The following is a 24,557-nucleotide window of genomic DNA, read 5'->3' as shown; positions in this document are numbered from 1 at the left end:
GGCCCCGCGAACGACCACTCAGAACTCAGGAATCACCAAGGCGTTCCGGTCGGTGGTTCGGCCGCCCGCGGGGCACACACCTAACCTAAATGTCGGTGGGGTGGTTTACGGTGCGGGGCATGACGAACTTCGTGTTGGTGCCAGGGGCCTGGTTGGGGGCTTGGGCTTGGGATGACGTCGCAGAGGTGCTGCGGAGTGAGGGGCATGACGTCTACCCGGTGACGCTCAGTGGGCTGGCCGAGCGGCAGGGTGTGGACGCCGGTCAGCAGCAGCACGTCGACGACGTCGTGGCCGTGGTCGAGGAGAACGGCCTGCGGGACGTCGTGCTCGCGGGGCACAGCTACTCCGGCATCCCGGTCGGGCAGGCGGCGGGGCGGATCGGGGACCGGTTGCGGCGTGTGGTGTACGTCGACTCGAACATCCCGGCCGACGGGGAGTCGTTCGTGGACAGCTGGTCCGAGGAGGGCCAGGCGTGGGTGCGGGACCAACTGGCGACCTCAGGCGGGTACTGGCCACCGCTGGCTGCCGAGGACTACGCCGACCAGGATCTGTCCGAGGAAGCTGTCGCACTGATTCTGGAGCGCGGTACGCCGCATCCGGGGCGCGCGATCTCCGAGCCGGCTCAGCTGACCAGACCGATCGGCGAGCTGCCGACGACGTACATCAAATGTCTGATGGACGGCGCGACGCCCTCGTCCGCGGTCGCCGAGCAACTCGAGTCGCCGTCCTGGGAGCTCGTCGAGCTCAACACCGGCCACTGGCCGATGTTCTCCCAGCCGGCCGCCCTCGCAAAGATCCTCGCCACGCTCTAGGCGAGCCAGCCTTCAGCGGTGTCGAGGAACAGATCGACTTCTTCGATGTCGTAGCCCTCGGCGAGGCGGACAGGGCTGAACTGGACGTTGCGGATCTCCGCAGCGGTCACCGGGCGACTGACCGGAAGGCCGTTCGCGGTCGCCAGCACCCGCTCGACGAACTCGTCCACCTCGTCGATCGCGTAGCCCTCACGCAACCGGACCGTGGAGAACTGCGGCGCCGACACGCCAGCGGCACCTCTGCGCGCATCCGGCGTACCAGCGGTGGCCGGACCGCCGGGCAGCCATCGTTCCGCCTCGGCGAGGAAGGTGTCGACCTCCTCGACCGGGTAGCCCGGGCCGAACAACGGCGTACTGAACGCGGCGTTGCGGACGTCGTCGACGGTGACGTCCGGGCCGACCGAGCGGCGTTCGGCCGTCGCGACGATGCGGTCGACGAACGCGTCGACCTCGCCGCGGTCGTAGCGCTGCCCGAGCCGCCGCACGCTGAACGCGGGCTTCAGCATCAGGACTTGCTCGCGGCGGCGAGCTGGCCGCAGGCGCCGTCGATCTCCTGACCGCGGGTGTCGCGAACCGTGACCGGGATGCCGGCGGCCTCGAGACGGCGGACGAACTCGCGCTCGTCGGCCGGGTCGGACGCGGTCCACTTCGAGCCCGGGGTCGGGTTCAGCGGGATCAGGTTGACGTGCACCCAGCCCCAGTCGCCGCGGGCGTTCAGCTTCTCGGCGAGCAGGTCGGCCCGCCAGGCGTGGTCGTTGATGTCGCGGATCATCGCGTACTCGATCGAGACCCGCCGCTTGGTCTGCTGCGCGTAGCCCCAGGCCGCGTCCAGGACCTCGTCGACCTTCCACCGGTTGTTGATCGGCACCAGCTCGTCGCGCAGCTCGTCGTCCGGCGCGTGCAGCGACAGCGCGAGCGTGACCGGGATCCCCTCGGTCGCCAGCTGGTTGATCCGCGGCACCAGACCGACCGTCGACACGGTCACGCCGCGCGCGGAGATCCCGAGACCTTCCGGCGACGGGTCCGTGAACCGCCGGACGGCGCCCATGACGGCCTTGTAGTTGGCCATCGGCTCGCCCATGCCCATGAACACGATGTTCGAGACGCGTCCCGGACCGCCGGCGACCTCGCCGCGCGCGAGCGCCCGCGCACCGTCGACGACCTGCTCGACGATCTCCGCGGTCGTCATGTTCCGCGTCAGGCCGCCCTGGCCGGTCGCGCAGAACGGGCACGCCATCCCGCAGCCGGCCTGGGAGGACACGCACATCGTCACGCGGCCCGGATACCGCATCAGGACCGACTCGACGAGCGAACCGTCGAGCAGCTTCCACAGCGTCTTGCGGGTCTCGCCGTTGTCGCACTCCAGGTCCCGGACCCGGGTCAGCAGCGGCGGCATCAGGTCCGCGACGAGCTTGTCGCGGGTCGCGGCCGGCAGGTCGGTCATCTCGGCCGGGTCGGACACCAGCCGGGAGAAGTAGTGGTTGGACAGCTGCTTGGCCCGGAACGCGGGCTCGCCCAGCGCCTCGACCGCCGTACGCCGTTCCTCCCCGGAGAGATCGGCCAGGTGCCGCGGCGGCTTCTTGGCACGGCGCGGCTCATCGAACACAAGGGGAAGGGAGGTAGCCATAACCGCCCTATTGTCGCCCGCCGGTACGGCGCTTCACAAATTCACATCCCCGGCGTGCTGCGGATCACTCTCCTTGCGGTCCGAGTGGCCGAGCTTGCGGTCCGGCGCGATCCGGTCGCGGACCATCTGCTTCAGCAGCGGGACCTCGGCGAATCCGCCCTCGGCCTTCCGCGACCACAACAGCTCGCCGTCGAGGCTGACGTCGAACACTCCCCCGGTGCCCGGAACGAGTGCCACCTCCCCCAGCTCCTTCGGGAACGTGGTCAGCAACTCCTGGGCGGTCCACGCCGCCCGCATCAACCACCGGCACTGCGTGCAGTACTCGATCTCCAACCGCGGCGCTCTGTTCACCCGCCCAGTATCCCGGGCCCACTTTGTGCACCAGATCCGCCTGTCGGGGCGGTCACCGTACGGATCTGGTGCACAAAGTGGTCAGGCCGAGTAGCCCTTCGGGGGGATGAGGGTGGCCAGCTGGTTGAAGGTGAGCCAGTACGTCGCTGTGGGGGCGAAGCCGGCTGGGTCCGCGATCAGAACGGTCTGGTCGCTGTCGTCGTACCCGATCACCGTGAAGTAGTGGTAGATCGTGTAGTTCGGGTAGCCCGGCGGGTGGTTGCTGGCCGGGGCGACGATGTTGGCGACGATCGGGTAGTTGTTGTTGATGTCGAGGACGACGTCCCGCCAGAGCAGGTCGCGCTGCGCCTGGGTGGGCGGGTCGTTCGGCATCTCCTTGGTCTCGTACCAGCCGGTGCCGAGGTGGTTGTTGAGCACCCGGGTGACCTGACCGATCCAGTCGGTGCCGTTGGTTGTGGTCGGCAACTCGTTGGCGAGCTGCTGCTGACTCGGCGGCGAGATCCGGGCCGAGAGCGCGATCCGGGTCGCCGCCGGGCCGCACCAGTAACCGGTCTGCTGGTACTGGAAGTCGATGTTCAGCGTCTTGACGGTCTGCGTCGAGTAGCCGAGCGTCGGGACCGGCTTGGCCGCTGCGACCGCTTCCGCGGACACGGTCTGCGGTACGGCGGCGGCCGCGCCCACCGGGAGGACTGCGGCCGCGATGAGGGCGAGACCGCTCACAGCGGCCTTGAACTTCGTCGTAAGGGTCATGTCAGCTCCTCACTCGACGACCGGGGCGGGTCGTCCTGTGTTTGATCCTGACACAGTGCGTCGATCTGTGGTGAAAAAATCACCACTCGTTTCCATCTCAGTGGAAAGGGTCGATGATTTCGCGGACCAGCCAGCGCACGGCGCGCTCCGGGTACGGGCGGGGCAGCGAGAGCACGACGTGATCGAAGCCGAGCGCCACGGCTTTTCGGACGATCTCGCGGGTCCCGGCCGGATCGTCGTATGAGACGATCTGCTGCAGCGAGCGGCTGATCGTCGACGGGTCCCGCCCGATCCGCTCACATTCCGCGTCCAAGCGGCGTACCCGATCGGCGAGGGTGTCGAGGTCGGCGTGCGGCGGTCCACTGATATTCCAGGTGTCGGCGTACTCCGCGACGAGCCGCAGCATGCGGTTGCCCCAGCCACCGATCAGCAGCGGCGGGCCGCCCTTCTGGACCGGCTTCGGCGCGTTGCGGGTGCGCTCGAGCGTGTAGTACTTGCCGTGGAAGTCGAACTCGTCCTCGGTCCACATCCGGCGCAGGATCTCGATCGTCTCGCGCAGCCGGTCGACCCCCTCCCCCGGCGGGACGAGCGTCAGCCCGTAGGCGGCGTACTCCTCGATCGCAGGATTCGGGCCCGGGATGCCACTCAGGCCGGCCGGTTGATAGGTGCCGCCGGCGCCGAGGCCCATGATCAGCCGGCCGCCGGAGATCACGTCGAGGGTGCTGGCGATCTTGCCGAGCACGGCCGGCGGGCGGATCCGGTTGCTCGTCACGAGCAGACCGAGGCGGAGTCTCGTCGTTTGCGCGGCGAGCGCGCTCAGCAGGGTCCAGCCCTCGAGTACGTCGCCGTCCTTCGGGCCGGCGAGCGGGAGGAAGTGGTCCCAGAGCCAGGCATCGCGGATCTGCGGCACCTCGTCGGCCTCGAGCCAGACACGGCGGATCTCGGCGTACGGGACGTGCATCGGAGTGGTCTTCAGACCGAAGGTCGGTTCCATAATCATCAGCGTAACTGATGATCAGATCTCCTGACGATCAGCCAGCCGGTAGATTTGCCGTATGTCTGACCGGCTCGGGTACCTGCTCAAACACGTCCTCGCGCAGCTCACCGAAGCGCAGACCACCGCATTGGCGCCGCACGGCCTGAACGGGCGCGACCTGGCGGTGCTGGCGGCGATCGTGTCCGGTGAGCCGCTGTCGCAGCTCGAGGTCGCCGCGCGGCTGCGGGTCGACCGGACGTCGATCGGCGACCTGCTGGACGGGCTCGAGGAACGTGGCTTCGTCGAACGCCGGCGCAGCCCCGAGGATCGGCGCCGGAACGTGGTCGTCCTGACATCGCTGGGCGAGTCCACCTTCGAGACCGCGGAGCGGATCCGGCTGGAGGTGGAGCGGGAGTTCCTCGCTCCGCTGCCCTCAGCTGACCGTTTCCGCGACGACCTGAGGCTCCTGCTCGGGGAATGAGCGCTCCGGCAGCGCCGTTGGACTCTGCATGCATTCCGTCCCGCTGTCAGTCCTGGACCGCTCCCGGACGCGAGTAGGCGAGTCAGAGGCGGAGACACTGCGCGCGACCGTGGAGCTGGCGCAGCAGGTGGAGGAGCTTGGCTACAAGCGTTTCTGGGTGTCGGAGCACCACAGCGTGCCAGGAGTGGTCGGCTCCGCGCCGACAGTGCTGGCTGCGGCTGTTGCCGCCCGCACCGATCGGATCCGCGTCGGCACGGGTGGGGTGATGCTGCCGAATCATCAGCCACTGGTCGTGGCGGAGCAGTTCGGCGTACTGGAGTCGTTGTACCCCGGCCGCATCGACATGGGCCTCGGCCGCTCGGTCGGCTTCACCAACGGCGTACGGCGGGCGCTCGGTGTCTCGAAGGATGCCGCGGACGAGTTCGCCACACAGGTCCGCGAGCTCTTGGACTATCTCGCGGGTACTTCTACTGACCAGGTCCACGCGCGACCGGGCGAGGGACTGCACATCCCGCCGTTCATCCTCGCAGTCGGCGAAGGCGCAACCATCGCGGCGTCGCTGGGCCTGCCCGTGGTGCTGGCGGCTCGTCCGGACTCGGCAGACCTGCTCAAGGACTACCGGAGCACGTTCCGGCCGTCTGCGTGGGCATCGGAGCCGTACGTCATCCTCGCGGTCACCGCTGCAGTGGCCGACTCCACCGAGGCAGCGCGCGAGCTCTTGTTGCCCGAGGCATGGGCCAGTGCGTACTCGCGGACGCGGGGCGTGTTCCCTCCGCTGCAGCCCGACGTACCGGATGAGATGACCGCCCGCGAGCAGGAGTTCTTCGAGAACGCACTCCGCGGCCAGATCTACGGCACGCCCGCCGAGGTCGACGAGGCGCTCGACAACCTGGTACGCCGTACCGCTGCCGACGAGCTCCTGATCACGACGAACACGTACGACCGCGCCGCACTCCTGACGACCTACGCGGCGCTGGCGAAGCTCACCGGCTGATTCGGTCCTCGAGCCGCTTCCGGACATCGGGCCACTCGTCGGCCAGGATCGAGAACACCACCGTGTCCCGGAACGAGCCCTCGGCCGTCCGCATGTGCCGGCGCAGCACGCCCTCGCGGGTCGCGCCGAGCTTCGCGATCGCGGCCTGCGACCGAGTGTTCTTCGAGCCGGTCTGGATCTTCACCCGGCCGAATCCGCACACCTCGAAGGCATGCTCGAGCAGCAGCAGCTTGGTCGCCGGATTGACCGCGGTCCCCCACACCGCCGGCGCGTAGCCGGTGTAGCCGAGGTGGATCCGCTCGTTCGCCACGTCGACGTCCGCGAGGCTCGACGTACCGACAACGGTGCCGTCGGCCACCAGTCGGACGACGTACGCGAACCGCTTGGCCGCCGCCGGGATCCACTTGGCGCGCATGTCCTCCGCGCTGGCCGGCATCGCGGCCGGGCCGCCGCCGAATCCACCCGCGTACACCTGCTCGTTGCCGATCGCGGCGTACAACTCGGCGATATCGGACGCCTGCAACCGGTCCAGGCGCACGACATCGCCGACCATGGAACGTCCGTCCGGTGCAACGGTCATGCTTTCACCAGCAGGTGCAGGAGGAGCCAGACGATTGGCGCGGTCGCGAGCAAAGAGTCGAGGCGGTCCATGACACCGCCGTGACCAGGCAGCAGATTCGACATGTCCTTGATCCCCAGGTCGCGCTTGATCATCGACTCGCCGAGGTCACCGACCGTCGCGGTCAGCACGGCGACGGCGCCGACGATCGCGCCGACCCACCAGTTCCCGTCCAGCAGGAACACGACCGCGGCGATACCGGCGCCGATGCACGCCAGCGTCGAGCCGGCGAAACCCTCCCAGGACTTCTTCGGGCTGATCGTCGGCGCCATCGGGTGCTTGCCGAACAGCACGCCGGCCGCATAACCGCCGACGTCGCTGGCGACGACGACCACGAAGAACGTGACCACCCGCCCGGGACCGTCCGCGTCCGGCTGGACCAGCAGGATCGCGAACCCAGCCAGCAGCGGCACGTAGCCGATCAGGAACACCCCGGCGCTCACGTCCCGGACGAACCCGATCGACCCACCCGGCATCCGCCAGAAGATCGTGCCGAGCACCGTGACCCCGAGCGCGACCAGCAACGCCATCGGCCCACCGAAGTACGCCGCCACCAGCATCGCCGTCGTACCGGCGAACAGCGGGATCCTCGGGATCACCGCCCCGCCGGTGCGCAGCGCCTTCATCATCTCGTCGACGGCGACCAGCACCACGGCCAGCACCAGGACGGTGAACAGGACTTTCTGCCAGTACAGCGATCCGAGGATCAGCGCGCCGAGCCCGACCCCGACCGCGATCGCCGCGGGCAGATTGCGCCCGGCGCGGCTCGGGCTGGGACTCGCCGCGGGCGTGCTTTCGACGCCCATCACACCTCGAGCAGTTCGGCTTCCTTGTGCTTGAGCAGGTCATCGACGGAATCGACGTACTTCTTCGTCAACCCGTCGAGCCGCTTCTCAGCACTCTTGCCCTCGTCCTCGCCCGCCTCGCCGTCCTTGACGGTCTTGTGCACCTGGTCCATCGCGTGCCGGCGGATGTTCCGCATCGAGACCTTGGCCTCCTCGGCCTTGGTCTTCGCAAGCTTGATGTACTCCTTGCGGCGTTCCTCGGTCAGCTGCGGCATCACCACGCGGATCACCGCGCCGTCGTTGCCCGGGTTCACGCCCAGGTCCGAGTCGCGGATCGCCTTCTCGATCGCCGCCATCGCGCCCTTGTCGTACGGCGAGATCAGTACGGTACGCGGCTCCGGGACCTGGAAACCGGCCAGCTGCTGCAGGGGCGTCGGGCTGCCGTAGTAGTCGGCCAGAATGCCGGCGAACATCTGCGGGTGCGCCCGGCCGGTGCGGATCGCGGCGAAGTCGTCCTTCGCAACCTCCACGGCCTTCGACATCTTCTGCTCGGCATCGCGGAGAGCTTCGTCGATCACGACATTCCTCGCTTCCTCTGGGCCGCGCCGATGCGGCCACTCCTACTACTGCGCCTTGTGACAACCGATCCTAGTGGTACGCCGCTCCACCGCCGGTTATTGCCCCCGGGAGACGACCGTACCGATCTTCTCGCCGTGGATCACCCGGGCGATGTTGCCCTCGTCGAGACCGAAGATCACGATCGGCAGCGCGTTGTCGCGGGCCAGGCTGATCGCGGTCGCATCGGCGACCCGGAGCCCGCGGGCCAGGAAGTCGTCGTACGACAGCTGGTCGAACTTCACCGCGTCCGGGTTCTTCTTCGGGTCGGAGTCGTAGACACCGTCAACGCCCTGCTTGCCCATCAGCAGCGCCTCGGCGCCGACCTCCAGCGCGCGCTGGGCGGCGACCGTGTCGGTGGAGAAGTACGGCATGCCGGATCCGGCGCCGAAGATGACCACGCGGCCCTTCTCCAGGTGCCGCTCGGCCTTGCGCGGGATGTACGGCTCGGCGACCTGGCCCATCGTGATCGCGGTCTGCACCCGCGTCTCGATGCCGAGCTTCTCCAGGAAGTCCTGCAGCGCCAGGCAGTTCATCACGGTGCCGAGCATGCCCATGTAGTCGGCCCGGTTCCGCTCCATGCCGCGCTGCTGGAGCTCGGCACCGCGGAAGAAGTTCCCGCCGCCGACCACCACGGCGACCTGGACGCCGGCCCGCGCCACGTCCGCGATCTGCTTGGCGATCGAGTTCACCACATCGGGGTCGACGCCGAGCTTGCCGCCGCCGAACACCTCACCGGACAGCTTCAGCAGCACCCGGTGATAGGCAGGCGAAGAGGCCGGACTCGTCTCGGCACCCAGGGTTTCCGTCACGATTCCGGCCTCCTCGTTAGCTTCGTGTGCGCTCAGATCCGCTGCGGGATCAGGCGCCGACCTCGAAGCGGGCGAACCGCTTCACGGTGACGCCGGCGGCGTCGAGCACAGCCTTCACGGACTTCTTGTTCTCCGTGACCGACGGCTGCTCGAGCAGTACGACGTCCTTGAAGAAGCCGTTCACCCGGCCCTCGACGATCTTCGGCAGGGCGCCTTCCGGCTTGCCCTCCTCGCGGGCGGTCGCCTCGGCGATCCGCTTCTCGTTCTCGACCGTCTCGGCCGGGACCTCGTCGCGGGTGGTGTACAGCGGGCGCATCGCGGCGGCCTGCATGGCGGCGCCACGGGCGGCCTCCACGTCGTCGCCCTCGAACTCGACCAGCACGCCGACCTGGGCCGGCAGGTCCGCGGCGCGCTTGTGCATGTACGCCGTGACCTTGCCGTCGAAGACGGCCACCTTGCCGAGCTCCAGCTTCTCGCCGATCACCGCGGCCAGCGCCTCGATGTTCTCGGCGACCGACTTGCCGTCGGTCAGCTTCTCGCTGAGCAGACCCTCGACGTCGCCGACCTTGCTCGCCGAAGCGTGCGCGACGATGTCGGCGGCCAACTGCTGGAACTGCTCGTTCTTGGCGACGAAGTCGGTCTCGCAGTTCAGCTGGACCAGAGCGTTCTCCGCCGCGGCCACCAGGCCGTTGGTGGCGGACCGCTCGGCGCCGCGCTTGGCCGCCTTGGCCGCGCCGTGGATGCGCAGCTCCTCGATCGCCTTCTCGAAGTCGCCGTCGGTGGTCTCGAGCGCCTTCTTCGCGTCCATCATGCCCGCGCCGGTGGCGTCGCGGAGCTTCTTCACGTCAGCGGCGGTGTAGTTCGCCATTCCTCGTTCTCTCGTCTTGTCGATGCGGCTGGATGGGCGGGGCTGTTCGGTACCCGCGGACCGGGCGGCCGGGCGGCTGAGTGGCCTGGCCAGGCTCGCCGGGACGTCCGCAGCGGTGGCGCCGCCCGGCGATGAACCGGGCGGCACCCATGGCTGTCAGGCCTCGTCGGCCTTCGGGGCGTCGTCCTTCGCCTCGGCCTCGGTCGCGACCGGCTCGGTCGCGGCGTCGGTCGCCTCGGTGGCCGGAGCCTCAGCAGCCGGTGCCTCAGCAGCCGGTGCCTCAGCGGCGGCCGGAGCCTCAGCAGCGGCAGGGGCCTCGGCGGTCTTGGCCTCGGCGGCGCCGTTCTGGCTCTCCAGCAGCTCGCGCTCCCAGGCGGCCAGCGGCTCTTCCTGGCCCAGCTCCTCGCCGGCGGCGGCGGAACCCTGGCCGGAGCGGCCCATCAGGCCGTCGGCGACGGCGTCGGCGACGACCCGCGTGAGCAGGCCGACCGAGCGGATCGCGTCGTCGTTCCCCGGAATCGGGTAGTCGACCTCGTCCGGGTCGCAGTTGGTGTCCAGGATGCCGATGATCGGCAGCTTCAGCTTGCGCGCCTCGTCGACGGCGAGGTGCTCCTTCTTGGTGTCCACGATCCACACGGCGGCCGGAACCCGGGCCATGTCGCGGATACCGCCGAGGGTCTTGAGCAGCTTGTCGTGCTCGCGACGCTTCTGCAGCAGCTCCTTCTTGGTGACACCGGAGGCGGCGACGTCGTCGAAGTCGATGAGCTCGAGCTCCTTGAGCCGCTGCAGCCGCTTGTTCACCGTCTGGAAGTTGGTCAGCATGCCGCCCAGCCAGCGCTGGTTCACGTACGGCATCCCGACGCGGGTCGCCTGCTCGGCGATCGCTTCCTGGGCCTGCTTCTTGGTGCCGACGAACAGGATCGCCCCGCCCGACGCGACCGTGCTGCGGACGAACTCGTACGCGCGGTCGATGTAGGACAGCGACTGCTGCAGGTCGATGATGTAGATGCCGTTGCGCTCGGTGAGGATGTAGCGCTTCATCTTCGGGTTCCAGCGCCGGGTCTGGTGCCCGAAGTGCACGCCGCTCTCGAGGAGCTGCTTCATGGTTACTACGGCCATGACTGTGTAGGTCTCCTGTCACGCTTCCCCGGGTGCTCTTCCGGGTCCGCGCGTCTCTCGGTTGTCTCGCGGTGCGCCGGGATGGCGCACCGTGCCTGATGCCCGTCGTACGGCTCCGCCCGGATCGCTCCGGGACCGCTGGAGTCGCACACTTGTGCGGGCATGCGTAGTCGCCCCACCTAGGTGTGGCGCCACCGGAAGTGTACGGGACCACCCACGCCCAACGCGAACCGGGTCAGGTTGTCCACATTTCCCGGATCGCCGGTCCGCGACCACCCCGAAACCGGCATCTTCCCTGGCATGAACCTCGCCCTGCTCCCCCTCGCCGCGCCGCCACCCACACCCAGCCCACCGCCACCCGCCGTCGCGGCCTGGCCGCTCCAGCCCCGCCCGGAGATCGTGCGCGGCTTCGAGCCACCCGCGAAACCCTGGCTACCCGCCCATCGCGGCGTCGACCTCGCCGGCCGCCCGGGCCAACCCGTCCTCGCGGCCACCTCCGGCACGATCACGTACGCCGGTGCGCTCGCCGGCCGTGGCGTCATCACGATCACCACCGGCCCCCGCCGTACGACGTATGAACCTGTCATCCCCGCGGTCTCGGTCGGGGCCACGGTCACGACCGGCACCGTCATCGGCCGCCTGTCCGCCGCGGGCTCGCACTGCCTGCCCAGATCTTGTCTGCACTGGGGCCTGCTTCAGGGCAAGCAGTACCTCAACCCCCTGAGCCTGCTCCCCAATCGCCCCGTCCGCCTGCTCCCCCTGACCGAAAGACAGACCCAGCCGACCGCGGCCAAACCCCGCGTCACGTCGGCTGATCCATCTGCCCCGGCACCTGACGTCCCACCGGACAGCAACCGGCGTGCGGCCAAGCTCGTCATCGCGGCCACCGCGGCGCTGACACTCACCGCCGGCCTGCTGATCAGACGCGAATAGGGCTCACGCGTGCGGCAGGTTCAGCTGCCACGACACCCCATACCGGTCGTTGACCCACCCGAACTTCTTGCTGAAGCCGTAGTCACCCAAGGGCATCAGCGCACCCCCGCCCTCGACCAGCGCGCCGTACAGCCGGTCGAGCTCCGCCTCGTCCGCACAGTCCACGAACAACGACATCGAAGGAGTGAAGGTGAAGCCATGGCGCTGATAGCTGTCGCTGCACATGAACTGCTGCCCGGCCAGCCGGAACACGGCCACCATCACGGATCCCTCGGGGCCCGGCCCCTCGGCGCCGTACTTGACCATCGACACGACCTCGGCGTCCTCGAACAGCGACAGGTAGAAGGTCATCGCCTGCTCGGCGCCGCCCTCGAACATGAGGAACGTCTTGATCTGCTGCATAGCTCATCTCCTACAGTCGCGGCTTATATAAGTCACGACTGTAACATGAGGTCAGCTGCCCGGGACCCGGGCCTGCCAGGCGTCCTCGTCGCGCGAGCGGCGCTCGACACCGGCCGGGAGCTTGTTCTTGGCGAGGTCGATCAAAGTGGTGTTCTCGAGTACGTCCCGCAGGCTCGCGCGGGCGGCGATCCAGACCCGCTGCAGGACGACCGCGTGCTCGTTGTAGCTGACACTCTCCGGCCGGACGCCCGAGATACTGACGATCGGGCCGTCGACCGCGCGCATCACGTCCGCGACGGAGATCTCGTTCGGGTCGACGGCCAGCCGCCAGCCACCCGACTGCCCACGCTGACTGGACAGGACGCCGGCGCGCCGCAGATCGGCCAGGATGCCCTGCAGGAACCCGTGCGGAATGCCCTGCGCCCGGCTCAGTTCCTCGGCCGACACCACCGCGGCATCGCCGGCCACCCACCGCTGGGTGATCTCGATCAGAGCTCGCAACGCATAGTCAGACTTCGCCGAAACCCGCATGTCCCGCAGTCTGCCGCATCCCGGCACTCACGCGCCGCATCCCCGGCACATGTCATGCCCTGGGTCATGCCCTGGGGTGCGCCTGCTGATAGGCCTGGCGAAGACGGTCGGTGGAGACATGGGTGTAGATCTGGGTCGTCGCGAGCGACGCGTGCCCCAGGAGCTCCTGCACGCTCCGCAGGTCCGCTCCGCCCTCCAGCAGATGGGTGGCAGCCGTATGGCGCAGACCGTGCGGCGCGAGGTCCGGTGCGTCGACGACAGCGATCCGCTGGTGCACCATCCGCCGCACGGCCCGCTGGTCGATCCGGCCGCCTCGCGCTCCGAGAAAGGCTGCCGGCCCGCTTCCCTCACGCGCCAGCTTCGGCCGCGCCTCGACCAGCCACCGCTCGAGCGCCTGCCCGGCCGGTACGCCGTACGGGACCGACCGCTCTTTCCGTCCCTTACCGAAGACCCTGACGACCCGGCGCGAGTCGTCGACGTCGTCCACATCCAGGGCGCACAGCTCGCCGACCCGGATTCCGGTTGCGTAGAGCAACTCCATGATCGCGAGGTCACGCAGCCCGACGGGACTGCCGTCGTCCGCCGCGACCGCGGCGGCGTCGAGGACCGCGCGGGTGTCCGCCTGACCGAGCACCCCCGGAAGGCTCTTGTGCGCCTTCGGGCTGGCCAGCAACGCACCGGGATCCGTACCGATCCGCCCGGTCCGCTGCGCCCAGGCCGTGAAGACCCTTGCGGCCGTCGCCCGGCGAGCCATTGTGCTGCGGGATTTCCCCAGACTTTGCTGTTTCGCCAGCCAGGATCGCAGGCTCCGGATATCCAGCTGCCCCAGATCATCGTGACCAAGCCGAATCAAATGTTCGAGTAAATCCGCGACATCTCCGATGTAGGCTCTCACCGAGTGAGTGCTGAGGTCTCTTTCCGCCGTCAGATGCCTTTCGTAGTCAGCCAGTAACACAGCGAAACCTTCCGGCCAGGAACGGTTTCCGGTGACTTCGTCCGGCGTCATAGGTCGACGATGCGTGAGGTGGCCCTGCATCGCAAGCCACCGCGCGGTGACCGACGAGAGGAGGGCTGGTCGATAGCCCAACGGTCGACTACTGTTCGGCCCGATTGCCCTAGTAGCAACGGAGGCACCCCTGACCATGGCCCCCTCAGCGAACGGACAGACCGTAGGCCGGCGCCTGCCGGTCGAGTCGGCGTTCACTCGAGTCGAGGACGCGCGGCACCGTCTGCCGCGTTTGTTCGGTCGTCGCGACCTGGTTGTACTCGGCCTGGGCGTGATGATCGGCTCCGGCATTTTCAGCATCAGCGGCGTCCAGGCGGCGAATGTCGCCGGACCGGCAGTGATCCTGTCGTTCGTCATCGCCGCGATCGTCTGTCTGCTGGCCGCGGCCTGTTATGCCGAGCTGTCGTCGACCATTCCGGTTTCCGGTAGCGCGTACACGTTCAGCTACGTCACCTTCGGCGAAGCGTGGGCGTGGCTGGTCGGCTGGGCGCTTGTGCTCGAGCTCGTCACCGCGGCGGCGATCGTCGCCCGGGTCTGGTCGGCGTACTTCCTGGCCACGCTGGACGGGTTCGGCGTCACGCTGCCCTCCGGGGTGGCGCAGTTCTTCGGCCCCGAGGCCAAGCTGAACCTGGTGGCCCCGCTGCTGCTGCTGGTCCTGACCGCCCTGATCGTGACCGGCACCAAGCTCTCGTCCCGCGTGCTGACCGTCGTCGTGATCGCGAAGGTCGCGGTGATCCTGCTGGTGGTGATCGTCGGCGCCGCGCACATCAACATGGACAACTACCACCCGTTCGTGCCGCCGGCCCGGGCCGCGCCCGCCACCGCGAGCCCGACGTTGCTGGGCTGGATCCTGGACTCCTCGTTCGGCTCGTTCGGGACGATGGGCATCTTCACCGCCGCGAGCACGATCGTGTTCGCGTACATCGGCTTCGACCTGATCGCCACCGCGTCCGAGGACGCCCGCAGCCCGCGGAAGACCGTCCCGCAGGGCATGCTGCTCGGCGTCGGCGCGGTCACGATCCTCTACATCGCGATGGCGGTCGTCCTGGTCGGCATGCGCCCGTACGGCAAGCTGGGCGGCGGCGCGCCGGTCTCGGAAGCGCTGGCCGCGGTCGGGGTCGGGTGGGCCGCGAAGGTGGTCAACCTAGGCGCGTTGCTGGCGTTGATGACAGTGATCATGGTGGTCCTCATCGCGCAGAGCCGGGTGCTGTTCAACATGGGTCGTGACGGCCTGCTCCCGAAGAGCCTCGGCCGGGTCAGCCGCGTGTACTCCTCCCCCGCCCGTGCCGCAGCCGCCGCAGGTATCGCCGCGCTGGCCCTCACGCTCTACCCGAAGGTCCTGGAGCTCGAGGAACTGCTCGTCATCGGAGCCCTGTTCTGCTTCGCGTTCTGCGCGATCGGCGTCCTCACGCTGCGGCGCTCCGAGCCCAACCTGGAGCGCGGCTTCCGGGTGCCGATGGTCCCGCTGATCCCGCTGCTCTCACTCGCCGCGACGGTCTGGCTGATGCTCAACCTGAAGACGAGCACCTGGACCAAGTTCGGCATCTGGATGGTCATCGGTATCGCGATCTACGGCCTCTACGGCCGCTGGCACAGCCGTCTCGCCAATGAGGACAGCTGGGACTTCGACCTCGGCGACACCGACCCCGGCACCGGCGGCCTCCAGGCCCTCCGCGCCGACCACGACCGCCCGACCGAACTCCGCGCCATCCGCACCCCACCCGAGCAGCAACCCCAAAAACCCACCCGCGGCAAACACATGCGCAACTGACCCCACCCAAGAACCTTGGGGCGACCACTTGCATCGCCCGCTTCGGGACAGTCGGCGCTAGGCCGGGAGACCCTCGTCGACCGCTGACGGCACGGGTTCCCAGACGAATCCGTCGGGGTCGACGAAGGTGCCTGCGTCCGCGCTCACGGCGATCCGGTGCGAGCCGCTGCCATCGACCGGTACGCCGGCATCCTTGGCCAGCGCCTTCCGCCCGTACAGGCCCAGCTTGATCGGGCCCGTCGTGGCGAATTCGACGTACTTGCGCCCGAAGCTCCGCGCCACGGACAGCCCGTGGTCCAGGTAGAACTTCTTGCTCACGGCAACATCAGAGCAGCCGAGCAGCAGGACCACGGAGTCGATCTCGCGGGTCGCCGGACCGGTGTCCTTCTTCGCCGACGTGGCCACCTTCCAGATGGTGCCGTCGGGTGCCTGTACAACGCCGCCGTACCCCCAGAGCGACTTGGTCACCGGCTTCACTACGGTCGCGCCGGCGTCGACCGCCGTCTCGAACAGGCTGCTCACCGTACTCGGCTGAGCCACCGTCAGCGACAAGGTGAAGTCACGGAACCCGGCCGTCTCCGCGCTGGACTCACGCACCCGCACCTGTTCGGTCAGCCCGAAAGCCTCCGCCAGAAACCGCTCCGCCGACGCACCGTCGGCGACTTCCAGAACCACACTGTGAAGAGTTGTCATGCCCCAAAGCTATGCAGCAGGCTCGAGCCTCGCTTCTCGATTCCTGACCACCTCCAACCGACCGCTCAAACCGGCTCGCCGCACTGCAGAAGTAGCTTGATATCGGCGATGCTGTGGGCATGGAGTACGTGTCCAGAGTGCCGCGGCCGCCGCTGGACGGGCTGATCGACGATCTCTACTACCTGGAGGGCGCGTCGCCGTACGCCTGGCTGATGCTGCCGCCGAGTCCATCGGCGTTGCTCATCGTCAACCTCGGGGCGCCGTTCCGCATCCGCGGCAGCACCCACGTCGGGACGGCGGAGTACGCCGACGGTTGCGTCGTCACCGTACCCACGCGCGTAATGGAGTTCGGCTACCCACACTGGACCCGGTCCGTCGGCGTGCACTTCAAACCGTGGGGGCTGGCGCCGTTCGTGCCGATGCCCGCGACCGAGCTGTGTGACCGGCCAGTGACGATCGAGCAGGTCTGGGGCCGGCCCGCCATTGCCGAGCTGAGAGACCGGCTGGCCACGGCGGCCGGACCGCACGAGATGCTGACGCTGCTCGAGGAGGAACTGATGCGACGGCTGCGCGAGACCGCCGGATTGGGCCTGGTTCGCCACGCGAGCAGCGTCATCGCGGCGACCAGTGGAGCGGTGGCGGTCGGCAACCTGACCTCAGCAGCCGGTGTCAGCAGCACCCATCTGACACAGCGGTTCAAGCAGCTCATCGGTGTCACGCCGAAGCGGCTGGCCCGCTCGTACCGTTTCACCACCACCGTGCTCGCGATCGACCCCGCCGGACCGATCGACTGGAGCGACCTCGCCGCTCGCGCGGGCTACTTCGACCAGGCCCACTTCGGGCACGAGTTCCGGGAGTTCACCGGGCTCACGCCGACCCAGTACGTCGAAGTCCGGCGGCGGTTCCTGCGCGAACATCCCGGCCACACGCTGGACAACTGGCCGCTGCCGGCCGATTGATTTCTTACAAGAGCGCCAGCCCACGAGCCGCTAATTTGAGGGCACCCCAAAGCAAAGGAGAGCCCCGTGGGCAAGGTGGTCATGTACAGCTCGGTGTCGGTGGACGGCTTCCTCGCGGACGAGAACGACCAGCCAGGACCGCTGTTCGACTGGTTGACCAGCGGTGACGTCCCGTTGGACGAGAGCGGCGTGTTGAAGGTGGCGCAGGTGTCCTTCGACTACACCCGCGCGTACTGGGACCAGATCGGGGTGACGATCGCCGGCCGCCACGTCTTCGATCTGACCGACGGCTGGGACGGGACGCCTCCGGCCGGGGTCGACCACGTGGTCGTCGTCACGCACCGACCGGCACCTGAGGGCTGGGATCCCGAGGCGCCGTTCCACTTCGTCGACGGGGTCGAGGCAGCCGTGGCCGAAGCGCAGGAGCTTGCCGGTGACCGCATCGTCGAGATCGCCGCCGGCGACGTCGGTGGCCAGGCGCTGGCCGCGGGATTGGTCGACGAGGTGCGCATGGACGTCGTACCTGTCGTGTTCGGGTCCGGTAAGCGCTACTTCGGATCAGTCGACGCACAGCACCTGTTGGAAGACCCTGACGAGGTGATCCAGGGCAACCGGGTGCTCCACCTGCGCTACCAGGTCCGCCGCTGACGGTCCGGGCAGCCGAACTCATCAAGGCGCAGAAGGGAGGTGGGCTGTGTTCGTTCGCATGCGTAGGCCGTCGACCAGGAGGTCTAGTCCCAGTGTGAACTGTTCGATCGAGCCGGCTGCCGGCATCTGTTCGGTGGAGGTCTGACCGATGCTTTTGAGGGCGCGGGCAGCCTCTGTCCAGCGATCGTCACGTTGCCCTTGGGTCGCCACGGCCATGGCGATCGAGCTGGACAGGTACGCGATCAGCACCTGGCTCGTCGCCACGGTTTCTTGTGGCTCGGCTGGTTGCCGGGTTTCTCGCGCTGTTCATGGCCGCGTACTTCGCGACCGACAACTTCGGCGGCGGCTCGGTACGCCGGTTGGACAATCCGTTCCTGCTGGCCGGCTCGGCGGCACTCCCCCGTCGCGTCGCCGCACCGGCCTTGATCTTCTCCCTCGCCTGGTCTGCCGCCGTCTGGGCCACCTCCCTGGCCCACTGGCTGGTCGACGGTGAGGTAGTCCGCGGTCTCGGTCACCTGGCGCTCGTCCTCCCAGCAGTCCTCGCAGCCGCCGCCGCGGCCGTCGGCACCCGCCGCGAGCCAGCGGGCCTCTGAGGCAGCCAGGGCCGGCGAGCCTTACGTTTGTGGGATGAGCCGAATCTTCACCGTCCCTTTCGCGTCCGTGTATCCGCTGTATGTGACCAAGGTCGAGAAGAAGGGACGCACGAAGGCCGAACTCGACCAGGTCATCGAGTGGCTGACCGGCTTCGGTACGGCGGCGTTGAAGGACCACCTGGCGGCGGGCACGACCTTCGAGGACTTCTTCGCCGACGCACAACTCAATCCGCAGGCGTCGTCGATCACGGGAGTCGTCTGCGGCGTACGCGTCGAGAACATCGACGACCCGCTGATGCAGAAGATCCGCTACCTGGACAAGCTGGTCGACGAACTCGCCAAGGGCAAGCCGATGGACAAGATCCTGCGCGCGTAGTCGATCAGTGGCGATCACCAGGTTCCTGGTTGCTGCTCGGGCGTTGTTAGGCGCCAGCCGGTTGGGGTTTGAGTGACGAGGGTCAGGCCGGCGAGGGTTTGCAGGGATTGGTGGGTGGTGGGGAGGTCCAGGCCTGCTGCGATGGCTATTCGGTCGGTCGGGGCGGGGTTGCGGACCGGGACGGCGTCCAGGGTTCGTTGGAGGTCGGGGGCGAGAGTGTCGGTGAGGGTCGGGGTTGCTCTTGCGGGTTGGGTGAGGTTGGTGCCGAAGGGGGAGATCGCTTCGATGATTTCGGCGACGTTGGTGGCCAGGACGGCGTTGCGTTCGCGGACGAGGAGGTGGCTGCCGGCGGACATGCGCGAGGTGATCGGGCCGGGGACGGCGAGGACGGGGCGGCCGCACTGTTCGGCCCAGCCGGCGGTGTTCAGGGCGCCGCTGCGTACTGCGGCTTCGATGACGACGGTGCCTTGGGTGATGGCGGCTATGAGCCGGTTGCGGGCGAGGAAGCGGAGCTTGGTCGGGGCGCAGCCGGGTGGGAGCTCGGTGACGACGAGGCCGTCCTCGGCGATGCGGCTGAGCAGTGCGGAGTTGCGTTTCGGGTAGCTGACGTCGACGCCGCAGGCGAGAACCGCGATCGTCGTACCGGCGGCTGCGAGGGCTCCGCGGTGTGCGGCCGCGTCGATCCCGTAGGCACCGCCGGACACGATCGTCAGGCCGTTGTCGGCGAGGCCGGCGGACAACTCGGCGGAAACGTGTTCGCCGTACGACGAGCAGGCGCGGGCGCCGACGACGGCGACCGCCCGGGTCAGGGCGTGGCGGAGGTCCGCGCGGCCGCGCACCCAGAGGCCGAACGGTACGCCGGCTCGGCGGCTCAGCTGACCGGCTTCGTCGAGGACTTCGACGTCGGCCGGCCATTCGTCGTCGCCGGGGATCACGAACCTCGCGCCCGCGGCAGCGGCGCGTTCGAGATCTCGGTGCGGGTCGGCCGTCGCGAGTCTGGTGGACCAGCGCTCCAGGTCTGGGGCGTTGTGCTGGAGGCGGTCCCAGATCTCCAACGGGAGCAGGCCTTCGAACGCCTTCAGAGCGGCGACGTCGCCCGGCTCAACCACCCGCGACAGGCCCGCCCGAGCCAGGCGCTCCTCGTCCCCGTTGCCACCAGCAACCGATTCGTAGCCACCAGCTCCTCGCCCGGAACCAGAGCCTTCGGTCGCGAGCGCGTAGGTGTGGGTCATTGCACGGGTCCTTTGAGGGGGCGGAGATCGGCCAGTTGGGTCAGGGGCTCGCCTGAGCGGAGTTGGAAGGCTTCGTGGGTTTCGTCGACGGTCGGGATGGAGGCGCCGGCCAGGTCAGTCAAGGTCCAGGCAAGGCGGACCACGCGGTCGAAGCCTCGCGCGGTGAGGCGGCCGGCGGTGTAGTGGTCTTCCAGGAGCTTTTGACTGGAGTCGTCCAACGGGTGTTCGCGGCGCAGGACTGGGCCGGGAATCTGACTGTTGAGGGTCCAGGCGGTCTCGCGGTACCGGTGGGCTTGGCGATCACGGGCGGCCAGGACGCGAGCGGCGACGACGGCTGTCGACTCCACAGGTTGGCCGTCGGTGACGGTGCGGGCGGCCGGGAGGATCTGGCGCTGGATGTCCAGGCGGTCCTTGATCGGGCCACTGATCCGCTGGCGGTACCTCGCCAGATGCTGCGGTGTGCAGCTGCAGATGCCTTGGTTGGTGCCGGACAGGCCGCAGGGGCAGGGGTTGGCGGCGAGGACGAGCATGAAGCGGGCAGGGAACTTGGCGACGGCCGCGGCCCGGTGGATTTCGACGAATCCCGATTCGAGTGGCTGTCGGAGGCTGTCGAGGGCCAGTGGATGCATCTCGGGTGCCTCGTCGACGAAGAGGACGCCGCGGTGCGCGCAGCTGATGGCGCCGGGTCTCGGCACCCCGGTGCCGCCGCCGACCAGGCTGGCCAGGGACGCCGTGTGGTGTGGCGCGATGAACGGCGGCCGGTGGACCAGCTCGGCGTCGTTGGTGAGCAGACCGGCGAGGGAGTGCACGGCTGAGACCTCGAGCGAGTCGTCGGTGCTGAGATCAGGCATCAGCCCGGCCAGGCGCTCGGCAAGCATCGTCTTGCCGGACCCCGGTGGGCCGTGCAGGAACAGGTGATGGCCTCCGGCGGCAGCGACCTCGATCGCACGCCGGCCCTCCTGCTGGCCGATGATGTCCTCGAGGTCGACGCCCGGCACCCGGATCAGCGACTCCGACACCAATCGCGGCTCGGCGCGGGGTGGTGCCTCGTCGGGGATCTCGGTGCCGCGAAGCAGGGCCAGGACCTGACGCAGCGAGCGAGCGCCGTACACGTCGATGCCGGGGACCAGGCGGGCCTCGCCGACGTTGAGGTCGGGGACGACGATGCGGTCGAACCCGGCGCGGGACGCGGCCAGGGTCATCGCGAGCGCGCCGCGGACCTCGCGGATGCGGCCGTCGAGGCCCAGTTCGCCGATGATCGCCGTCCGTCGGAGCGCCCCGGGATCGACTGCGCCGGCCGCGGTCAGGAGCGACAAGGCGATGGCGACGTCGTAATGGGAGCCGGTTTTGGGCAGCGTGGCGGGTGACAGGCCGATCGTGACCTTGCGGTCGGGGAACCGCTCGCCGCTGTTCACCACGGCGGCGCGGACGCGGTCCCGGGCCTCGGACAGGGACGTGTCGGGAAGACCGATCAGGGTCGTCTTCGGCAGGCCCTGGGCGATGTCGGCCTCGACCTCGACCAGATGGCCCTCCAGACCGACCAGCGCGACGGACCAGGTGTGGGCGAGCGCCATCAGATCGCACCCCGCACGTGGTCCACGGTCGGCGGCGTGTTGCGGTCGAACAGGATCGAGATGACGTCGATCCGGATCTCGGCCGGTCTGACCTGATGGGTCTGCAGCCAGCGGCCGGCCAGCCTCCGGAGCGTGGCCAGCTTCCGGTAGGTGATCGACTCCAGCGGGGTGCCGTAGTTCAGCCCGCGCCGGGTCTTCACCTCGCAGACGACGAGTGTGTCGCCTTCACGCGCCACGATGTCGATCTCGCCGAACTCGCAGCGCCAGTTGCGCTCGAGCACGGCGAAACCTTGGGTGCTCAGATACCTCGCGGCGAGATCTTCGCCGTACCGTCCGACGGTGTTCCTGGTCCGCATCGAGAACCACCTCCGGCAGAGAAGATGCCGGGATCAGGCCTCGCTACGGACCCTCAGTTCGAAACTGTGGACAACCTCAGCGGCCGAAGTCGGAGTCCTTCGGGACTTCCAGGTCGGACTTCGCGAGCTCTTCGATGTTGACGTCGCGGAAGGTGACGACCTTGGCGTTCTTGACGAAACGGGCGGACCGGTACACGTCCCAGACCCAGGCGTCGGCCATCGTCACCTCGAAGTACACGTCGCCGCCCTCGGTACGCACCTTCAGGTCGACCGCGTTGCACAGGTAGAAGCGCCGCTCGGTCTCCACCACGTACTTGAAGATCCCGACGACGTCCTTGTACTCCCGATAGAGCTGCAGCTCCATATCGGTCTCGTACTTCTCGAGGTCGTCAGCGCTCATTCAGGCTCTCTCCACTCCGGTGGGACTGGTGACATTCTGTCCCATAACGGGCCGCAGACTGCGGCGGACATTCTCGAACCGCCGTCGATGTTGTGGGCACGGGCCGTATTCGTCCAGTGCCGCCTGGTGTTCAGGGGTGCAATACCCCTTGTGGATCCCGAACCCGTACTGCGGGTACACCTTGTCCCAGTGCTCCATCACGCGATCCCGCGTCACCTTGGCGATCACTGACGCGGCAGAGATACAGGCGGCCACCCGGTCGCCCTTCCACATCGCCAGGCCCGGTACGCCGAGACCGTCGACGCCGAACCCATCGGTCAGCACGTACGACGGCCGCACGTCGAGCCGGAACAGCGCCCGCCGGAGCGCCTGCACATTCGCGACGTGCATCCCGAGCCGATCGCACTCGTCCGCCTCGATGGACACCACCGACCAGGCCAGCGCACGTTTGCGGACCTCTTCGTAGCAGCGCTCACGCGCCTTCGCGGTCAGCAGCTTCGAGTCGGCCAACCCCGGGATCTGACCGCGTTTGCCCTCCGGCAGGATCACCGCGGCGGCCACCAGCGGGCCCGCGCACGGTCCACGACCGGCCTCGTCGACACCGGCGATCGGATCCAGGCCGACGCGGCGCAGCGCCCGCTCGTACCCGTACAGCCCGGCGTCCCGCCGTACCGTGCTCCCGCGCGGTAACGCGCTCATCCAGCCCTCCGCATCACACAACTCACCCTAGGCGTCCGAGGCGACGATCCGGTTACTTGGGTGGTGGTGTGAGCGATATCGAAGGTTTGTCGGGCGCCGGGCCGGGAGCCGGGACCGCCTTGAAGGTGTCCGGTACGCCGAGTTTGTCCCAGCGACCGGCCGGCCAGACGATCATGATCGCCCGCCCGGTGACCTTGTCCAGCGGGACGAACGCCGCGTCGCCCTGGTTGCCGCCGTTCGCGTCGAGATCCTGCAGATGGACGCGGGAGTCCCCGGAGGCGGACCGGTGGTCGCCCATCACGAAGATCCGGCCGGCCGGGACGGTGACCTGGAAGTCCATCTGGGACGGGGCGTCGCCCGGGTACAGGTAATTGGTCTCGTCGAGCGGCCGACCGTTCACGAGCAGCCGGCCCTTGGCGTCACAGCAGGCGACCTTGTCGCCGGGCATCCCGATCAGGCGCTTGATCAGGTGGCCGTGGCTGGAATCCGGCAGCAGGCCGACGATCTCGAAGAACCGGCCGATCGAGCCGCGCTTCTGGCCGCTCTCCTCGGCGCCCAGCCAGCCGCCCGGGTCCTCGAACACGACCACGTCGCCACGCTTGACGTCGGTGAGCTTCTCCACCACGACCCGGTCGCCGACCAGCAGGGTGTTCTCCATCGACTCGCTCGGGATGATGAACATCTGCCCGACGAACGCCCGCAGGATCGAGGAGACGATCAGGGCACCGACCACGATCAGCACGAACTCGCGGGCGGCCGCCGCGAAGCCCGAGCGGTGGGCAGGTTTGGCGTCCGTCTTGGTCGGTGTATCGGTCACTTCTTCAGCCCCGGCTTCTTGAAGGTTTCCGGAGGACGCAGCATCGTCATCCGGTCAGACGGCCAGATTACGCAACAGGCCCGGCCAACCACGTTCTCGACCGGGACGAATCCGCCGCCGGGGCCGCCCATATGGGCGCGGGAGTCGGCCGATTCGGCCCGGTTGTCGCCCATCACCCACAGGTGACCCGCCGGAACCAGCACGTTGAACGGCAGCTCGGACGGCTTGGCGTCCTTCAGGAGATACTCCCGCTCGTCCAGCGGGATGCCGTTGACGGTGATCTGGCCCTGCTTGTTGCAGCAGACCACCCGGTCGCCGCCGATGCCGATCACCCGCTTCACCAGGTGACCCTCGCCGCTGCGCGGCAGGATGCCGACGAACTCACCGATCCGGCGCACCGTACCCGGCTTGACCTCTTCCTCGTTCAGCCAGTTGTCCGGGTCCTTGAAGACGATGATGTCACCGCGGTCGACGTCGCGGTGCAGGTAGCTGATCTTCTCGGCGAGGATCCGGTCGTCCTTCGTCAGGGTGTCGTACATCGACTCCGACGGGACGTAGAACGCCTCAGCGACGAACAGCCGCAGGACCACCGTGATGACGAGCGCGAGCACCGTGACGGTGCTCATCTCGACGAGCAGGCTGAGCAGCGGATTCCGCTGCTTCAGCCTGCGGTGACGTCCCTTGCTGCGACGTGCCCTCGTGGATACCGGTCGAGGGCGAGCGCGAGTCGCAGTGCTCGGCGCCATAGGTGACCGTCG

31 protein-coding genes are annotated in these 24,557 nt (G+C 68.5%); 9 read left to right on the top strand and 22 right to left on the bottom strand.

Annotation, left to right across the window (positions count from 1 at the left end):
• Positions 1-119 precede the first annotated feature (119 nt).
• Positions 120-812 carry an alpha/beta fold hydrolase gene (locus E0H50_RS23315; protein WP_131291959.1) on the top strand — a complete coding sequence of 231 codons (693 nt, stop codon included), beginning with the start codon at positions 120-122 and terminating at the stop codon, positions 810-812.
• Here E0H50_RS23315 and E0H50_RS44235 read toward each other — a convergent pair.
• The 5 genes from E0H50_RS44235 to E0H50_RS23290 form a co-directional block, all read right to left on the bottom strand.
• Entirely contained in the window at positions 809-1,318 is a 510-nt protein-coding gene (locus E0H50_RS44235; protein WP_131291958.1) for a DivIVA domain-containing protein, read from the bottom strand. The genes E0H50_RS23315 and E0H50_RS44235 overlap by 4 nt on opposite strands.
• On the bottom strand, positions 1,318-2,439 hold the full coding sequence (rlmN, locus tag E0H50_RS23305) for a dual-specificity RNA methyltransferase RlmN (protein WP_131291956.1): 1,122 nt from the start codon (positions 2,437-2,439) through the stop codon (positions 1,318-1,320). Before rlmN ends, E0H50_RS44235 begins: the two co-directional genes overlap by 1 nt.
• A 33-nt stretch (positions 2,440-2,472) precedes the next feature.
• Entirely contained in the window at positions 2,473-2,790 is a 318-nt protein-coding gene (locus E0H50_RS23300; RefSeq protein WP_131291954.1) for an Rdx family protein, read from the bottom strand.
• An 81-nt stretch (positions 2,791-2,871) separates the two neighbouring features.
• Positions 2,872-3,540, bottom strand: a complete 669-nt coding sequence (locus tag E0H50_RS23295) for a C39 family peptidase (RefSeq protein WP_131291952.1) — start codon at positions 3,538-3,540, stop codon at positions 2,872-2,874.
• Between the two features lie 97 nt (positions 3,541-3,637).
• Complete coding sequence (locus E0H50_RS23290; protein ID WP_238151158.1) at positions 3,638-4,534, bottom strand: LLM class flavin-dependent oxidoreductase; 897 nt, start codon at positions 4,532-4,534, stop codon at positions 3,638-3,640.
• A 61-nt stretch (positions 4,535-4,595) separates the two neighbouring features.
• Here E0H50_RS23290 and E0H50_RS23285 point away from each other — a divergent pair, with 61 nt between their 5' ends.
• Positions 4,596-4,997: a MarR family winged helix-turn-helix transcriptional regulator gene (locus E0H50_RS23285; RefSeq protein WP_131291950.1), complete on the top strand. Its 402-nt coding sequence runs from the start codon at positions 4,596-4,598 to the stop codon at positions 4,995-4,997.
• 28 nt (positions 4,998-5,025) lie between these two features.
• Positions 5,026-5,991: an LLM class flavin-dependent oxidoreductase gene (locus E0H50_RS23280; protein ID WP_131291948.1), complete on the top strand. Its 966-nt coding sequence runs from the start codon at positions 5,026-5,028 to the stop codon at positions 5,989-5,991.
• Here the strand turns inward: E0H50_RS23280 and E0H50_RS23275 are convergent.
• The 6 genes from E0H50_RS23275 to rpsB form a co-directional block, all read right to left on the bottom strand.
• Complete coding sequence (locus tag E0H50_RS23275; protein ID WP_131291946.1) at positions 5,981-6,571, bottom strand: GNAT family N-acetyltransferase; 591 nt, start codon at positions 6,569-6,571, stop codon at positions 5,981-5,983. The genes E0H50_RS23280 and E0H50_RS23275 overlap by 11 nt on opposite strands.
• The gene (locus E0H50_RS23270) at positions 6,568-7,416 is read right to left on the bottom strand and encodes a phosphatidate cytidylyltransferase (protein WP_131291943.1); all 849 of its coding nucleotides are present in this window, start codon (positions 7,414-7,416) and stop codon (positions 6,568-6,570) included. The genes E0H50_RS23275 and E0H50_RS23270 overlap by 4 nt, the downstream gene beginning before the upstream one ends.
• Positions 7,416-7,970: a ribosome recycling factor gene (frr, locus tag E0H50_RS23265; protein WP_202868295.1), complete on the bottom strand. Its 555-nt coding sequence runs from the start codon at positions 7,968-7,970 to the stop codon at positions 7,416-7,418. Before frr ends, E0H50_RS23270 begins: the two co-directional genes overlap by 1 nt.
• A 99-nt stretch (positions 7,971-8,069) precedes the next feature.
• A complete protein-coding gene (gene pyrH, locus E0H50_RS23260) occupies positions 8,070-8,822 on the bottom strand; it encodes a UMP kinase (protein WP_131291939.1) in 753 nt (250 codons plus the stop codon).
• Between the two features lie 49 nt (positions 8,823-8,871).
• Positions 8,872-9,690: a translation elongation factor Ts gene (gene tsf, locus E0H50_RS23255; RefSeq protein ID WP_131291937.1), complete on the bottom strand. Its 819-nt coding sequence runs from the start codon at positions 9,688-9,690 to the stop codon at positions 8,872-8,874.
• Between the two features lie 156 nt (positions 9,691-9,846).
• Entirely contained in the window at positions 9,847-10,809 is a 963-nt protein-coding gene (rpsB, locus tag E0H50_RS23250) for a 30S ribosomal protein S2 (protein ID WP_131291935.1), read from the bottom strand.
• A gap of 300 nt (positions 10,810-11,109) precedes the next feature.
• Between rpsB and E0H50_RS23245 the strand changes: the two genes are divergently transcribed.
• Positions 11,110-11,742, top strand: a complete 633-nt coding sequence (locus E0H50_RS23245; RefSeq protein ID WP_131291933.1) for a M23 family metallopeptidase — start codon at positions 11,110-11,112, stop codon at positions 11,740-11,742.
• 3 nt (positions 11,743-11,745) lie between these two features.
• On the opposite strand, the gene E0H50_RS23240 is transcribed toward E0H50_RS23245, so the two are convergent.
• From E0H50_RS23240 to E0H50_RS23230, 3 genes are all read right to left on the bottom strand, one after another.
• Positions 11,746-12,144: a VOC family protein gene (locus E0H50_RS23240; protein WP_131291931.1), complete on the bottom strand. Its 399-nt coding sequence runs from the start codon at positions 12,142-12,144 to the stop codon at positions 11,746-11,748.
• A 51-nt stretch (positions 12,145-12,195) separates the two neighbouring features.
• Positions 12,196-12,675: an RrF2 family transcriptional regulator gene (locus E0H50_RS23235; RefSeq protein ID WP_131291929.1), complete on the bottom strand. Its 480-nt coding sequence runs from the start codon at positions 12,673-12,675 to the stop codon at positions 12,196-12,198.
• Positions 12,676-12,739: 64 nt separating this feature from the next.
• Positions 12,740-13,681, bottom strand: coding sequence for a tyrosine recombinase XerC (locus E0H50_RS23230; RefSeq protein WP_131291927.1), 942 nt, complete (start codon positions 13,679-13,681; stop codon positions 12,740-12,742).
• A gap of 136 nt (positions 13,682-13,817) precedes the next feature.
• Here E0H50_RS23230 and E0H50_RS23225 point away from each other — a divergent pair, with 136 nt between their 5' ends.
• Entirely contained in the window at positions 13,818-15,452 is a 1,635-nt protein-coding gene (locus E0H50_RS23225; RefSeq protein WP_131291925.1) for an APC family permease, read from the top strand.
• A gap of 57 nt (positions 15,453-15,509) precedes the next feature.
• Here the strand turns inward: E0H50_RS23225 and E0H50_RS23220 are convergent, their stop codons facing one another.
• Positions 15,510-16,145, bottom strand: a complete 636-nt coding sequence (locus tag E0H50_RS23220; RefSeq protein WP_131291924.1) for a VOC family protein — start codon at positions 16,143-16,145, stop codon at positions 15,510-15,512.
• 119 nt (positions 16,146-16,264) lie between these two features.
• Between E0H50_RS23220 and E0H50_RS23215 the strand changes: the two genes are divergently transcribed.
• The 4 genes from E0H50_RS23215 to E0H50_RS23200 all read left to right on the top strand — a co-directional run bounded on the left by E0H50_RS23215 (position 16,265) and on the right by E0H50_RS23200 (position 18,721).
• Positions 16,265-17,104, top strand: a complete 840-nt coding sequence (locus E0H50_RS23215) for a helix-turn-helix domain-containing protein (RefSeq protein ID WP_238151157.1) — start codon at positions 16,265-16,267, stop codon at positions 17,102-17,104.
• A 66-nt stretch (positions 17,105-17,170) separates the two neighbouring features.
• On the top strand, positions 17,171-17,752 hold the full coding sequence (locus E0H50_RS23210) for a dihydrofolate reductase family protein (protein ID WP_131291922.1): 582 nt from the start codon (positions 17,171-17,173) through the stop codon (positions 17,750-17,752).
• Positions 17,753-18,024: 272 nt separating this feature from the next.
• Positions 18,025-18,345, top strand: a complete 321-nt coding sequence (locus E0H50_RS23205) for a hypothetical protein (RefSeq protein WP_131291920.1) — start codon at positions 18,025-18,027, stop codon at positions 18,343-18,345.
• 34 nt (positions 18,346-18,379) lie between these two features.
• Positions 18,380-18,721, top strand: a complete 342-nt coding sequence (locus tag E0H50_RS23200; protein ID WP_131291918.1) for a DUF2200 domain-containing protein — start codon at positions 18,380-18,382, stop codon at positions 18,719-18,721.
• Positions 18,722-18,735: 14 nt separating this feature from the next.
• On the opposite strand, the gene dprA is transcribed toward E0H50_RS23200, so the two are convergent.
• The 7 genes from dprA to lepB (E0H50_RS23165) form a co-directional block, all read right to left on the bottom strand.
• Positions 18,736-19,953, bottom strand: coding sequence for a DNA-processing protein DprA (gene dprA, locus E0H50_RS23195; RefSeq protein WP_131291916.1), 1,218 nt, complete (start codon positions 19,951-19,953; stop codon positions 18,736-18,738).
• Positions 19,950-21,527 (bottom strand): YifB family Mg chelatase-like AAA ATPase, encoded by a 1,578-nt coding sequence (locus tag E0H50_RS23190; RefSeq protein WP_131291914.1) that lies wholly within the window; start codon positions 21,525-21,527, stop codon positions 19,950-19,952. The genes dprA and E0H50_RS23190 overlap by 4 nt, the downstream gene beginning before the upstream one ends.
• Entirely contained in the window at positions 21,527-21,883 is a 357-nt protein-coding gene (locus E0H50_RS23185) for a YraN family protein (protein ID WP_131291912.1), read from the bottom strand. The genes E0H50_RS23190 and E0H50_RS23185 overlap by 1 nt, the downstream gene beginning before the upstream one ends.
• Positions 21,884-21,959: 76 nt before the next feature.
• Positions 21,960-22,283 (bottom strand): DUF2469 domain-containing protein, encoded by a 324-nt coding sequence (locus tag E0H50_RS23180; RefSeq protein WP_012922325.1) that lies wholly within the window; start codon positions 22,281-22,283, stop codon positions 21,960-21,962.
• Complete coding sequence (locus E0H50_RS23175) at positions 22,284-22,982, bottom strand: ribonuclease HII (protein WP_131291909.1); 699 nt, start codon at positions 22,980-22,982, stop codon at positions 22,284-22,286.
• Between the two features lie 52 nt (positions 22,983-23,034).
• Entirely contained in the window at positions 23,035-23,799 is a 765-nt protein-coding gene (lepB, locus tag E0H50_RS23170) for a signal peptidase I (protein ID WP_131291907.1), read from the bottom strand.
• Positions 23,796-24,425, bottom strand: a complete 630-nt coding sequence (gene lepB, locus E0H50_RS23165) for a signal peptidase I (RefSeq protein ID WP_238151156.1) — start codon at positions 24,423-24,425, stop codon at positions 23,796-23,798. Before lepB (E0H50_RS23165) ends, lepB (E0H50_RS23170) begins: the two co-directional genes overlap by 4 nt.
• Positions 24,426-24,557: the final 132 nt, after the last annotated feature.

Source organism: Kribbella sindirgiensis (assembly GCF_004331435.1).
GTDB lineage: Bacteria > Actinomycetota > Actinomycetes > Propionibacteriales > Kribbellaceae > Kribbella > Kribbella sindirgiensis.
The sequence above is the reverse complement of the archived record's forward strand: the minus strand, read 5'-3'. Positions and strand labels throughout refer to the sequence as shown.

Bases quoted from the DNA above. Each gene is read 5' to 3' on its own strand.
- E0H50_RS23315 (WP_131291959.1), top strand. From the start codon at position 120: ATGACGAACTTCGTGTTGGTGCCAGGGGCCTGGTTGGGGGCTTGGGCT.
- E0H50_RS44235 (WP_131291958.1), bottom strand. From the start codon at position 1,318: ATGCTGAAGCCCGCGTTCAGCGTGCGGCGGCTCGGGCAGCGCTACGAC.
- rlmN (WP_131291956.1), bottom strand. From the start codon at position 2,439: ATGGCTACCTCCCTTCCCCTTGTGTTCGATGAGCCGCGCCGTGCCAAG.
- E0H50_RS23295 (WP_131291952.1), bottom strand. From the start codon at position 3,540: ATGACCCTTACGACGAAGTTCAAGGCCGCTGTGAGCGGTCTCGCCCTC.
- E0H50_RS23290 (WP_238151158.1), bottom strand. From the start codon at position 4,534: ATGGAACCGACCTTCGGTCTGAAGACCACTCCGATGCACGTCCCGTAC.
- E0H50_RS23285 (WP_131291950.1), top strand. From the start codon at position 4,596: ATGTCTGACCGGCTCGGGTACCTGCTCAAACACGTCCTCGCGCAGCTC.
- E0H50_RS23280 (WP_131291948.1), top strand. From the start codon at position 5,026: ATGCATTCCGTCCCGCTGTCAGTCCTGGACCGCTCCCGGACGCGAGTA.
- E0H50_RS23275 (WP_131291946.1), bottom strand. From the start codon at position 6,571: ATGACCGTTGCACCGGACGGACGTTCCATGGTCGGCGATGTCGTGCGC.
- E0H50_RS23270 (WP_131291943.1), bottom strand. From the start codon at position 7,416: ATGGGCGTCGAAAGCACGCCCGCGGCGAGTCCCAGCCCGAGCCGCGCC.
- tsf (WP_131291937.1), bottom strand. From the start codon at position 9,690: ATGGCGAACTACACCGCCGCTGACGTGAAGAAGCTCCGCGACGCCACC.
- rpsB (WP_131291935.1), bottom strand. From the start codon at position 10,809: ATGGCCGTAGTAACCATGAAGCAGCTCCTCGAGAGCGGCGTGCACTTC.
- E0H50_RS23245 (WP_131291933.1), top strand. From the start codon at position 11,110: ATGAACCTCGCCCTGCTCCCCCTCGCCGCGCCGCCACCCACACCCAGC.
- E0H50_RS23240 (WP_131291931.1), bottom strand. From the start codon at position 12,144: ATGCAGCAGATCAAGACGTTCCTCATGTTCGAGGGCGGCGCCGAGCAG.
- E0H50_RS23235 (WP_131291929.1), bottom strand. From the start codon at position 12,675: ATGCGGGTTTCGGCGAAGTCTGACTATGCGTTGCGAGCTCTGATCGAG.
- E0H50_RS23230 (WP_131291927.1), bottom strand. From the start codon at position 13,681: ATGACGCCGGACGAAGTCACCGGAAACCGTTCCTGGCCGGAAGGTTTC.
- E0H50_RS23225 (WP_131291925.1), top strand. From the start codon at position 13,818: ATGGCCCCCTCAGCGAACGGACAGACCGTAGGCCGGCGCCTGCCGGTC.
- E0H50_RS23220 (WP_131291924.1), bottom strand. From the start codon at position 16,145: ATGACAACTCTTCACAGTGTGGTTCTGGAAGTCGCCGACGGTGCGTCG.
- E0H50_RS23215 (WP_238151157.1), top strand. From the start codon at position 16,265: ATGGAGTACGTGTCCAGAGTGCCGCGGCCGCCGCTGGACGGGCTGATC.
- E0H50_RS23200 (WP_131291918.1), top strand. From the start codon at position 18,380: ATGAGCCGAATCTTCACCGTCCCTTTCGCGTCCGTGTATCCGCTGTAT.
- dprA (WP_131291916.1), bottom strand. From the start codon at position 19,953: ATGACCCACACCTACGCGCTCGCGACCGAAGGCTCTGGTTCCGGGCGA.
- E0H50_RS23190 (WP_131291914.1), bottom strand. From the start codon at position 21,527: ATGGCGCTCGCCCACACCTGGTCCGTCGCGCTGGTCGGTCTGGAGGGC.
- E0H50_RS23185 (WP_131291912.1), bottom strand. From the start codon at position 21,883: ATGCGGACCAGGAACACCGTCGGACGGTACGGCGAAGATCTCGCCGCG.
- E0H50_RS23180 (WP_012922325.1), bottom strand. From the start codon at position 22,283: ATGAGCGCTGACGACCTCGAGAAGTACGAGACCGATATGGAGCTGCAG.
- E0H50_RS23175 (WP_131291909.1), bottom strand. From the start codon at position 22,982: ATGAGCGCGTTACCGCGCGGGAGCACGGTACGGCGGGACGCCGGGCTG.
- lepB (WP_238151156.1), bottom strand. From the start codon at position 24,425: ATGAGCACCGTCACGGTGCTCGCGCTCGTCATCACGGTGGTCCTGCGG.